We start from the raw sequence: 11,637 nt of genomic DNA, 5'->3' as shown, positions 1-11,637 counted from the left end.
CGCGGGCCGTGCAGACATGGCCAGGGCCCCTGGATCCGTACAGCGGATCGAGGGGCCCTCGCGGATGACGACGGGGCTTCACACCCGCCGCAGCACCGCCACGACCTTGCCGAGGATCGTCGCCTCGTCGCCGGGAATCGGCTGGTACGCGGAGTTGTGCGGGAGCAGCCACACATGGCCGTCCTCGCGCTTGAAGCGCTTGACGGTGGCCTCACCGTCAAGCATGGCGGCCACGATGTCGCCGTTCTCCGCCACGGGCTGGCGTCGTACGGTGACCCAGTCCCCGTCGCAGATCGCCGCTTCGATCATCGAGTCACCGACGACCTTCAGCACGAACAGTTCTCCGTCCCCGACCAGCTGGCGGGGGAGGGGGAACACGTCCTCCACCGATTCCTCGGCGAGGATCGGCCCACCGGCCGCGATCCGGCCGACCAGCGGCACGTACGACGCCGCGGGCTTCCCGGTGGTGTCCGTGGGCTGGGTGCTGGGCTGGTCGGAGCCGCGCACCTCGTACGCCCTCGGGCGGTGGGGGTCGCGGCGCAGGAAGCCCTTGCGCTCCAGAGCCATCAGCTGGTGTGCGACGGAGGACGTGCTGGACAGGCCCACCGCCTGACCGATCTCCCGCATCGACGGGGGGTAGCCCCGCCGTTGTACGGAGTCCCGGATGACTTCGATCACTCGCCGCTGCCGGTCCGTGAGCCCCGAGCTGTCCGCCCGGATTCCAGGAGGTCGTCCGGGCAGCGAGCGCGCTGGGCGCGCGGGCTCCGGCCCCTCCGTGTTCGTGCCTGAGTCATTCATGGCATGCACCGGCTCGAGTCGGCTCTGGGAGCGGTCCTGGGCAGTGATGATGGCACTGTCTGCGGTGGTGGTCACGTCGGCCCCTCTCGAATGGTCTCCCTAGCTGGACAACGGTAGTAGCTTTCGAAAGGTTGCGCCAAACACACGTTCGAGTGAAAAACGAATAAAAGTGGGCCGAGTGTTCAGTGCCGGGTGTATGAGCGAAGCCGGGAGAGGCGTTGCGCCGTCGGGCCGGAAGGTATTTCCGCGTGTGCGGACGTTCCGGCATTTCGGACCATTACGCTACCGTCCGTGCCCGCGGCGTGCGCGCGCGGGGTCGCGGTCCGGGTTGTTCGAGGCGGGGTGAGGGGACGGGCGGACCTGTGCTGGCGCGGCCCCGGGGGCATTGCCCCGCACGCGGTCGCGCCGCGCGCTTCCCGTACCCTCGTGGTCGGTCGTACGCTGCCTTCCGGCCACGTCGGACGCGCGACACGCGCCAGGGCCAAATGCGCGACCAAACCCAAGATCTAGTGGTTGGATTGCTACAGCCACCCAGAAGTTGTGGTCCCCGTCCGTCGGGGGTGTGGTCATCGCCTATGCTTGAGACCGCTTCGAAGGCCCCTCACCGGGCCTGAAGAGGCTATTCAGTCGTGCTGTGAAGGAGGGTTGGGAGCCATGCACTGCCCCTTCTGCAGGCACCCCGACAGCCGGGTCGTCGACAGTCGCACCACCGACGACGGGACCTCGATCCGCCGGCGTCGCCAGTGCCCCGACTGCTCCCGCCGTTTCACGACGGTGGAGACCTGCTCGCTCATGGTGGTCAAGCGCAGCGGCGTCACTGAGCCCTTCAGCCGTACCAAGGTCATCTCCGGCGTGCGCAAGGCGTGCCAGGGGCGGCCGGTCACCGAGGACGCCCTCGCCAAACTCGGCCAGCGGGTCGAGGAGGCGGTGCGCGCCACCGGCAGCGCCGAGCTGACCACTCACGACGTGGGCCTGGCCATCCTCGGCCCCCTGCAGGAACTCGACCTCGTCGCTTACCTGCGGTTCGCGTCCGTCTACCGGGCGTTCGACAGCCTCGAAGACTTCGAGGCCGCCATCGTGGAACTCCGCGAGCGGCGGCCTCCCGTACAAGGATGCGGGACCGGCGAGACCCTCGAGGTCCCCGTTCCCGCCGTCGCCGCCGACTGAGCGGCACCCGCCGGCGCGGCTGATCCGAGGATCGGCCGCGGCCCGGCACCTGGACCTGTTCCGGGCGGCGCATGACCCACGCGGCGTCCGAAGCATCAGACACACACTGTGCCCGGGGAAGTTCTCGGCACTTCAGGGCGTTTTTGCCCACATATGGGAGGCGGCATGACAGAGACGGCGAGCGGCCCGGCACGAGGTTCCCGGAACAAGGGAGCCAAGTCGACTGCGACCAAGCAGGGCCTGCGTATCGAGCGCATCCACACCACTCCCGGCGTGCATCCGTACGACGAGGTGGCGTGGGAGCGCCGTGACGTCGTCATGACCAACTGGCGCGACGGCTCGATCAACTTCGAGCAGCGTGGCGTCGAGTTCCCCGACTTCTGGTCGGTGAACGCGGTCAACATCGTCACCAGCAAGTACTTCCGCGGGGCCGTCGGCACCCCCCAGCGCGAGACCGGTCTGCGACAGCTGATCGACCGGATCGTGAAGACGTACCGGAAGGCCGGCGAGGACTACAACTACTTCGCCTCTCCCGCGGACGCCGAGATCTTCGAGCACGAGCTGGCGTACGCCCTCCTGCACCAGATCTTCAGCTTCAACTCGCCGGTCTGGTTCAACGTCGGCACGCCCCAGCCGCAGCAGGTCTCCGCCTGCTTCATCCTGGCCGTCGACGACTCCATGGAGTCGATCCTCGACTGGTACAAGGAAGAGGGGATGATCTTCAAGGGCGGCTCCGGCGCCGGCCTGAACCTCTCCCGTATCCGTTCCTCCAAGGAGCTCCTCTCCTCGGGCGGCAACGCCTCCGGACCGGTCTCCTTCATGCGTGGCGCCGACGCGTCCGCCGGAACGATCAAGTCCGGTGGTGCCACCCGTCGCGCGGCCAAGATGGTCATCCTCGACGTCGACCACCCCGACATCGAGAACTTCATCGAGACCAAGGTGAAGGAGGAGGAGAAGATCCGCGCCCTGCGTGACGCGGGCTTCGACATGGACCTGGGCGGCGACGACATCACGTCCGTCCAGTACCAGAACGCCAACAACTCGGTCCGCGTGAACGACGAGTTCATGAAGGCCGTCGAGTCCGGTGGGAAGTTCGGGCTGCGCGCCCGGATGACCGGCGACGTCATCGAAGAGGTCGAGGCCAAGTCCCTCTTCCGCAAGATGGCCGAGGCCGCCTGGGCCTGCGCCGACCCGGGCATCCAGTACGACGACACCATCAACGCCTGGCACACCTGCCCGGAGTCCGGCCGGATCAACGGCTCGAACCCGTGCAGCGAGTACATGCACCTGGACAACACCTCGTGCAACCTCGCCTCGCTGAACCTGATGAAGTTCCTCAAGGACGACGGCCTGGGCAACCAGTCCTTCGAGTCGGAGCGCTTCGCCAAGGTCGTCGAGCTGGTCATCACCGCGATGGACATCTCCATCTGCTTCGCGGACTTCCCCACCGAGAAGATCGGTGAGAACACCCGCGCCTTCCGTCAGCTGGGCATCGGCTACGCCAACCTCGGCGCGCTGCTGATGGCGACCGGCCACGCGTACGACAGCGACGGCGGCCGCGCGCTCGCCGGCGCCATCACGTCGCTGATGACCGGCACCTCGTACAAGCGCTCCGCCGAACTGGCCGCGGTCGTCGGCCCGTACGACGGCTACGCCCGCAACGCCGAGCCGCACCAGCGCGTCATGAAGCAGCACGCCGACGCCAACGCCGTGGCCGTGCACGCCGACGACCTGGACAACCCGATCTGGGCCGCCGCGACTGAGGCCTGGCAGGACGTCATCCGTCTCGGCGCGAAGAACGGTTTCCGTAACGCGCAGGCGTCGGTCATCGCCCCGACCGGCACCATCGGTCTCGCGATGTCCTGCGACACCACCGGTCTCGAGCCCGACCTCGCCCTGGTCAAGTTCAAGAAGCTGGTCGGCGGCGGCTCGATGCAGATCGTCAACGGCACCGTCCCGCAGGCCCTGCGCCGCCTGGGTTACCAGGAGGAGCAGATCGAGGCGGTCGTCGCCCACATCGCCGAGAACGGCAACGTGATCGACGCCCCCGGCCTGAAGACCGAGCACTACGAGGTCTTCGACTGCGCGATGGGCGAGCGTTCCATCTCCGCGATGGGCCACGTGCGCATGATGGCGGCCATCCAGCCGTGGATCTCCGGCGCACTCTCCAAGACGGTGAACCTGCCGGAGACGGCCACCGTCGAGGACGTCGAAGAGGTCTACTTCGAGGCGTGGAAGCTGGGCGTCAAGGCGCTCGCGATCTACCGCGACAACTGCAAGGTCGGCCAGCCCCTCTCCGCGAAGACCAAGGAGAAGGAGAAGGAGGCGGTCACCGCCAAGGCCGAGGACACGATCCGCACCGCGGTCGAGAAGGTCGTCGAGTACCGCCCGGTCCGCAAGCGTCTGCCCAAGGGCCGTCCCGGCATCACCACCTCCTTCACCGTGGGTGGCGCCGAGGGGTACATGACCGCCAACTCCTACCCGGACGACGGTCTCGGCGAGGTCTTCCTGAAGATGTCCAAGCAGGGTTCGACCCTCGCGGGCATGATGGACGCCTTCTCCATCGCCGTCTCGGTCGGTCTGCAGTACGGCGTTCCGCTGGAGACGTACGTCTCGAAGTTCACCAACATGCGCTTCGAGCCGGCCGGCATGACGGACGACCCGGACGTGCGGATGGCGCAGTCGATCGTCGACTACATCTTCCGCCGCCTGGCGCTGGACTTCCTGCCCTTCGAGACCCGCTCGGCCCTCGGCATCCACTCCGCCGAGGAGCGTCAGCGCCACCTGGACACCGGCTCCTACGAGCCGTCGTTCGAGGAGGAGCAGCTGGAGGCCGAGAACCTGGTCCGCTCCGCTCCGGCCGCCCGGCCGGAGCCGCTGAAGGCGGTCGCCACCGTCGAGGAGGCCGGCACGCCGGCCCCGAAGACGGCGCACACCTCGGCGGAGCTCGTCGAGATGCAGCTCGGTATCAGCGCGGACGCCCCGCTCTGCTTCTCGTGCGGTACGAAGATGCAGCGCGCCGGTTCCTGCTACATCTGCGAGGGCTGCGGCTCGACCAGCGGCTGCAGCTGACCGGACCGGACGCCCCGGGAGGGGCTACGGCACGTGCCGAAGGGGGCGGGCAGGACTCCGATCGTGGAGTTCCTGCCCGCCCCCTTCGCTGTGTCACGCCCTGAACGGCCGGGTCAGGCCCCGGACGGACGGCTTCCCATCGCCGCGGCGAACGAGTCGGCGTCCCCGTCGAATCCCCGTACCGTGTCATGGAACAGCCAGACCCCCGAGGAGTCCCGCACGAACTCGGCGACGACGGCCGCCGTCGCCGTGGGGACCGTCGAGAAGTCGTCCTCGGCGAGGCTGGTGTATCCCTCACGGATCTGCACGCCGGTGTTCTCTATCGCCCCGAACGTCTTCCGGCCGTCGCGCTGCTGGATGGCGACACCGACGACGACTCGGGAGTACGCCTCCGAGAGCCGGTCCAGCTCCAGCGTCATGACCTCGTCGTACCCCAGGCCCTGACCGGTCCTGCTGTCGCGGTTCAGCGTGATCGTGCCGTCGGGCGCGCGGCTGTCGAAGTGCACGAGGTACGCGGGGTCGCCGTACGGCTCCTCGGCCGGATAGGTCGCCGCGATGATGTCGAGGTCGTTGGCGGGCTCGCCGTGGGGGCTGGGATCCCACTTGACCCTGACCTCGACCTTCTCGATGTCCTTGTTGGGAGTGCTCATCGGGCTTCGCTCCTTCACGCGGGGCCGTCGCTCGGGGCCGTCGCTCCGGTTCTATCACTCGATCATGTCCGTAACGGCCCCTGGAACCAACCGCCTTGGGGACGAGGGGCGTAATCGGGCCACGACGGGGGCGCAGGTGTCTCAATGCGGGATCCGCCTCGGTGGGCGTGTGCGCACCTCGTCCCGGAAGGCCGCGATGGCGCTGCTGACCTGACGTAGGAGGTGGGTGTGCTCGATGCGGTCGAGATAGAGGCAGTTGCGGGCGACTCCCTCCAGCTCGAAGGCGAAGTACAGCGACATCAGCGGATTGATGAAGAGCTCGCTGTTGCTCGTGCGCGAGGTGAACCGGACATCCCCGAACTCTCCCCTGACCGCCGCGGCGATGGATCCGTTGACGATGCTCGGATGATCGGGTGTGTGCTCCTGGGCATGGGCGACCGCGTCGACGAACAGCGCGCCCTCGCGGCTCGTGCGGGGTACGGAGAACGCGCCCAGATACGCGCCGTCGCGGTCGAGCGCGGCGATGTTCTCCAGGACGAGGCCGTGGCTCACGCCGTGGTAGGCGTCGACGCCGAACCCGATGGAGACGACCAGGCGGTCCGGTCCCTCGATCGCGGCGAGCGCCGCGACGCTGGTCAGGTCCTCCTCCGGAGTGCCCAGACCGGATTCGTCGCCCCGCATCAGGATGTCCGTACCGCCGTCGACGAGAACGACGGCGTCGATGTCGTACCGCTCGATCAGCACACGGTAGGCATCGCGCAGCGGCTGGACGCCCGTACGGGACAGGGCGTGGACGCGGCCCGGGTAGCCGTGCAGGGTGAGCCACTGGGCGAGGGTCCGCTCCGGGAAGTACACCTGGTGGAGAGAGGTTTCGGGGGTGACGACGGCGAGGTCGGGGGCGAGCCAGGAGTCGAGGTGGAGCCCTTCGAGTGCGCTGAAGGACAGATTGGCGAACTGCACCTGCTTGTTCCGGTGGATCAAGGAGAGCGCGAGGGGAAGCCCGGCGTAGATGTCGAAGCCGCCGCCCGCACCGGCGACGAGGATCCGTTCCGCCGAATCGAGGCGGTCGAACAGGGGGTTGGTGTGCAGCGACGTCATGGCGATCATTGTGCGATCACCCGTGACCGGTTCTGGTGTACTCCGTCGGAGCGTGACCCACGCCACGTCCATCACCCGTACGATGATGCGGTGCTGGTCAAGTGGATTCGCTGCAGTGTGGGAGACCGTCGCGGTTTCGAGCGGGGGCAGCGGAAGTGGGCGGGGCTGCTGGGTGAGCCGGGGTTCAGGGGGCAGGGCGGCGGCTGGAGCCGCAGCCGGCCGGAGGTGGCCCATGTCTTCGCGTTCTGGGAGAACAGGGTCTTCTACGACTCCTTCATGGCGCGCGGACACGACGCACTGGCCGCGGCGCAGGTCGGTACGTGCAACGACATCCAGGTCAAACTGTTCGAGTACCGCTTCGACGTGAAGACCGGCTTCGAGCCCCACTTCACGGACGCGGACGTGGTCAGGGTGGCGCACAGCAGGGTGCACGAGGACCGTGTCGAGCACTTCGCGCTGATGCAGCAGCGGGTGTGGAATCCGGCGATGGCCGGATCGCCCGGAATGCTGCGCGGTGTGTTCGGGGAGGCGCCGGGGCACGAGTTCCTGGTCCTGTCGATGTGGCAGTCGAGCGCGGAGCGCGGCAAGTACCGGCCGGCGAGTGCCGAACGGCTCTCGCAGCGTGCACAGACCGAGGACGACGTGGTCTCGCTCGCCGGTGACGTCGTGCAGCTCGAAACGGCGTGGACCGTGTGACGGGCCGCTGCGGCCACGGGTTCGTGCACGACATGCACCGTCGGCTTCCGGACAATTGCTCGAACGGCCGCGACTCGATCTAAGGGCTGTCCCGCAATTCCTGGTGGATCAGCGCGCGGCGTCAGATGCGGTGCATCGCAAGGCGGAGAGGCGCCCGCATACTGGATGTATTCGGGCGTTTCGACAACGCGGCGAGGTGCCGTAGCTGTCGTCGTGCGCCCGCCAGGAATTGCGGGACAGCCCTTAGGGTCGGTACATGGCAAGACCGCAACGCATTGTCCTCGTCAGGCACGGCGAGTCCGAGGGCAACGCCGACGACACCGTGTACGAGCGCGAGCCCGACCACGCGCTGAGGCTCACCCCGACCGGACTGCGGCAGTCCCGCGAGACCGGGGTGCGGCTGCGCGAGCTCTTCGACGGGGAGCGGGTCAGCGTGTACGTCTCGCCCTACCGCCGGACGCACGAGACCTTCAGATCCCTCGGGCTGGATCTGGAACGCGTCCGGGTGCGTGAGGAGCCCCGGCTGCGCGAGCAGGACTGGGGGAACTGGCAGGACCGGGACGATGTGCGCCTCCAGAAGGCGTACCGGGACGCCTACGGACACTTCTTCTACCGCTTCGCGCAGGGCGAGTCCGGCGCGGACGTGTACGACCGGGTGGGCGCCTTCCTGGAAAGCCTGTACCGGAGCTTCGAGGACCCCGACCATCCGCAGAACGTCCTGCTGGTCACGCACGGACTGACCATGCGGCTGTTCTGCATGCGCTGGTTCCACTGGTCCGTGGCCGAATTCGAATCCCTGTCCAATCCGGACAACGGCGAATCCCGGACCCTGGTCCTCGGCAAGGACGGCCGCTACACGCTGGACAGGCCGTTCGAGCGCTGGCGCACCCCTGAGCCGTACGGCATCACCGGATAGAGTGGAAGCGATGACCGAATCCGCTTCCGACCCGCGCTTCGAACGCGCCCTTGCCAGCCTGCGTGGCCTCTCCGTGGGGGACGCCCTGGGCTCCCAGTTCTTCGTGCCCGCCAACTATCCGCTCCTGAAGGACCGCGCCCTGCCTCCCGGGCACTGGCAGTGGACCGATGACACCGAGATGGCCGCCTCGGTCCTGGCCGTGCTGCGGAAGCACGGCCGTATCGACCAGGACGCGCTCGCCCGCTCCTTCGCGGTGCACCACGACTTCGACCGGGGGTACGGCCCCGCGGTGAACCGCCTGCTCAGGCTGGTCCGCGAGGGCGGGGACTGGCGCGAACTGGCCTCCGCGCTCTTCCAGGGCCAGGGCTCGTGGGGCAACGGCTCGTCGATGCGCATCGCACCGCTCGGCGCCTGGTACGCCGACGACCCCGAGCAGGCCACGCACCAGGCCGAGATCTCCTCGTACACCACTCATCAGCACCGGGAAGCCGTCGTCGGCGCCATGGCGGTCGCGGCGGCCGCCTCGCTCGCGGCCTCGCCCGCCGGCCCGCCGACGCCGGCGGACCTCCTGGACGGCGTGATCGCGCTCGTGCCGCGCAGCGCGGTCGGCGCCGGGCTGCGCAGGGCCCGCGACATGCTGGACTACAAGGACGCGGGTACGGTCGCCGCGGTCCTCGGCAACGGGCGCCGTACGAGCGCGCACGACACGGTTCCCTTCGCTCTCTGGTCCGCGGCACGCAGTCTCGGCGATTTCGAGCAGGCCTTCTGGGTGACCGCCCAGGCCGGCGGAGACGTCGACACGACGTGCGCGATCGTCGGCGGAGTGGTGGCGTCGGGCGCGGCGGGCGCCCCACCGGCCGAGTGGACGGCCCGGACGGAAGAACTGCCGGACTGGATGACGCGGTAGTCCGCTTTCCGCGCCGGGCCGGATGACGCGGTGGCAGACATTCGCGCCGGGCCGGATGACGCGGCAGGCAGCCTTCCACTCCCGATGGGATGGCGCGACAGGCCCCCTTCCACGCCGGACTGTCACGCGCGGTAGGCAGCCTTCCACCCCCGATCGGATGGCGCGACAGGCCGCCTTCCGCGCCGGACTGTCACGGAACTGCCACAGCGTTGCCGCGTACGGCTGACAGCCGTCACGGGGGGTTACTCTTTCGGCCACGCCGCCCGCGGTGATCATCACGACGGGTGTGCACCGAATGAGACGCCGGGGGGCCGCGCTGCCCAGGGCTCGCGCGAGCGGATCCCGGTGGGGAGGGGTCCCGTGTCAGATCACACGCCAGAATCACCCCGGCCGGAGCCTGCGCCCCGGACACCGGAGGCAGCCGGGCCGGAGCCCGTGCCTGCGGACGGCCCGCCATCCGGGGAGGCCGGGCGGGCGGAGATACCGGCGGAGCCGGCCGGCGCCACGCGGCCGGAGAACGTCGCCGGGGCGCCGGCGGCCGGTACGTCCCGGCCCGAGGGCGTCGAGGGGACGTCGGCGGGATCCGCGACACGTGGGCCCACCGGAGCCCCGCAGCCGCCCGGGGGACCCGCGGTCCCACAGCCGCGCGACACCGGACCGCAGCCCCCGAAGGTCCCGGCCTACGCGCAGCGGCCGCCGCAGCCCAACCCGTGGGGGCAGCCCAAGCAGGCGCCCTCGGAACTCTCGCGGCTGCGCCCGGTCAAGCCGGGAGCCATTCCGGGCGCCACGCTCTGGGCCGTACTCGGCACCGGACTGCTCAGTGCCCTGCTGCTCGGCGAGGGCATCGGCCTGAATCTGCTCGTCGTGGCGGCCGCCGCAGCGCTCGCGGCGTACTTCGCCGCCCGCGCGGCGGCCCGCCGGCTGCGCCCCTGGACCGCTGCCTGGGCGCTCGGCGGGCTGGCCCTGCTCGTCGTTCCGGCACTCCGCGACGCCGGCTGGCCGAGCCTCCTCGCCATCGTGTCCGCGTTCGCGCTCGGGTCTCTGGCGCTGCACGGCAGCCGCAGCTGGCTCGGGATGTTCCTCGGATCGCTGGGGCTGCTCACGTCCGTCGCCGAGTCGCTGGGCTGGGGCGCCCGCGGTGTCCGCGACCGGATGGCGGGCTCCCGGGGGCGCTGGGGTGTGGTCTTCCGGTCCACGGTCGTGGCGGTCGTCCTGCTCATCGTGTTCGGGGCGCTGTTCGCCAGCGCCGACGCGGCGTTCGCCGATGTACTCGGCAGCCTGATGCCCGATGTGTCCGTCGGTGACAGCCCGTGGAGGTTCTTCCTCGGCGTGCTCGGTCTGGTCGGCGCGCTCGCCGCCGCCTACACCGCGGCCGCCCCGGTGCGCTGGGACGGTCTGACGGTCCGCCCGGGCAAGGCGCGGGGCCGTCTGGAATGGGCCCTGCCGCTGGTCGTCCTGAACCTGCTCTTCGCCGCCTTCCTCGCCATTCAGCTCACGGTGCTGCTCGGCGGGTACGACAAGGTGATGGCCGAGACCGATCTCAGCTACTCCCAGTACGCCCGCGAGGGCTTCTGGCAGCTGCTCTGGGCCACGTTGCTCACCCTGCTGGTCATCGCGCTCGCGCTGCGCTGGGCGCCGCGCGGCGGGGCACGCGACCGTACGCTCGTCCGCGGAGTGCTCGGCACGCTGTGCCTGCTCACGCTCGTCGTCGTCGCCTCCGCGCTGCGGCGCATGGACCTCTACGTCGACGCGTACGGTCTGACCAGGCTGCGGATCTCCGTGGCGGCGGTCGAGCTGTGGCTCGGCGTGGTCCTCGTGCTGATCATGGCGGCCGGAGCCTTCGGCGCGAAGATGCTGCCGCGGGCCGTCGCGGCGAGCGCGGCCGTCGGCGTCCTGGCGTTCGGGCTCATCTCGCCCGACGGCCTGATCGCGGAGCAGAACGTCGCGCGCTACGACCGCCATCACTCGATCGACGTCGAGTACCTCCGCGGCCTCTCGGCCGATGCCGTGCCGGCCCTCGACACCCTTCCGGAGCCCCTTCGTTCCTGCGCGCTGGAGGAGATCCAGAGGTCGCTGCGGAGTTCGGACGAACCCTGGTACGCCACGAGCTGGGGCGAGGCGAGGGCCCGTGACATCCTCGGGGACTGGGATCCCGGCTACCGCACCAGGGACTGCAGCGGTCTCGGCTCGGGGGACAACGGGAGCGAACGCGGCGACGTGGACGATCCGTACGACCCCTACGACCCGTATTGATGGCCGTAGCGCATCGCACCGGAAGCGGGCCGTCCCCTGGGGGCGGTCCGCTTCCGTTCGTACGTACGGTTTCCAGCGAT

General features: G+C 69.5%; 9 protein-coding genes. 6 read left to right on the top strand and 3 right to left on the bottom strand.

Annotated elements, in window-relative coordinates; translation table 11 throughout:
* Positions 1 to 78 precede the first annotated feature (78 nt).
* A complete protein-coding gene (gene lexA, locus OG959_RS07750) occupies positions 79 to 873 on the bottom strand; it encodes a transcriptional repressor LexA (protein WP_326657450.1) in 795 nt (264 codons plus the stop codon).
* Positions 874 to 1,452: 579 nt separating this feature from the next.
* Here lexA and nrdR point away from each other — a divergent pair.
* Together nrdR and OG959_RS07740 are read left to right on the top strand one after the other, a co-directional pair.
* Positions 1,453 to 1,965 carry a transcriptional regulator NrdR gene (gene nrdR, locus OG959_RS07745; protein WP_148021323.1) on the top strand — a complete coding sequence of 171 codons (513 nt, stop codon included), beginning with the start codon at positions 1,453 to 1,455 and terminating at the stop codon, positions 1,963 to 1,965.
* 165 nt (positions 1,966 to 2,130) lie between these two features.
* Positions 2,131 to 5,037, top strand: coding sequence for a vitamin B12-dependent ribonucleotide reductase (locus OG959_RS07740; RefSeq protein ID WP_326657449.1), 2,907 nt, complete (start codon positions 2,131 to 2,133; stop codon positions 5,035 to 5,037).
* A gap of 113 nt (positions 5,038 to 5,150) precedes the next feature.
* On the opposite strand, the gene OG959_RS07735 is transcribed toward OG959_RS07740, so the two are convergent.
* Both OG959_RS07735 and OG959_RS07730 read right to left on the bottom strand, forming a co-directional pair.
* Entirely contained in the window at positions 5,151 to 5,687 is a 537-nt protein-coding gene (locus tag OG959_RS07735; protein ID WP_326657447.1) for a TerD family protein, read from the bottom strand.
* Between the two features lie 141 nt (positions 5,688 to 5,828).
* On the bottom strand, positions 5,829 to 6,785 hold the full coding sequence (locus OG959_RS07730; protein ID WP_326657446.1) for a DUF1152 domain-containing protein: 957 nt from the start codon (positions 6,783 to 6,785) through the stop codon (positions 5,829 to 5,831).
* Positions 6,786 to 6,875: 90 nt separating this feature from the next.
* On the opposite strand from OG959_RS07730, the gene OG959_RS07725 reads away from it, so the two are divergent.
* From OG959_RS07725 to OG959_RS07710, 4 genes are all read left to right on the top strand, one after another.
* Complete coding sequence (locus tag OG959_RS07725; protein WP_326657444.1) at positions 6,876 to 7,481, top strand: YdbC family protein; 606 nt, start codon at positions 6,876 to 6,878, stop codon at positions 7,479 to 7,481.
* A 256-nt stretch (positions 7,482 to 7,737) separates the two neighbouring features.
* On the top strand, positions 7,738 to 8,397 hold the full coding sequence (locus OG959_RS07720) for a histidine phosphatase family protein (RefSeq protein ID WP_326657443.1): 660 nt from the start codon (positions 7,738 to 7,740) through the stop codon (positions 8,395 to 8,397).
* Positions 8,398 to 8,407: 10 nt separating this feature from the next.
* The gene (locus OG959_RS07715) at positions 8,408 to 9,304 is read left to right on the top strand and encodes an ADP-ribosylglycohydrolase family protein (protein ID WP_326657442.1); all 897 of its coding nucleotides are present in this window, start codon (positions 8,408 to 8,410) and stop codon (positions 9,302 to 9,304) included.
* A gap of 435 nt (positions 9,305 to 9,739) precedes the next feature.
* On the top strand, positions 9,740 to 11,557 hold the full coding sequence (locus OG959_RS07710) for a DUF4153 domain-containing protein (RefSeq protein ID WP_442805553.1): 1,818 nt from the start codon (positions 9,740 to 9,742) through the stop codon (positions 11,555 to 11,557).
* Positions 11,558 to 11,637: the final 80 nt, after the last annotated feature.

The sequence above is a fragment of the Streptomyces sp. NBC_00385 genome, assembly GCF_035917155.1.
Taxonomy (GTDB): domain Bacteria; phylum Actinomycetota; class Actinomycetes; order Streptomycetales; family Streptomycetaceae; genus Streptomyces; species Streptomyces poriferorum.
Note: the sequence above shows the minus strand (reverse complement) of the source record. Positions and strands in the feature narration are given on the sequence as shown.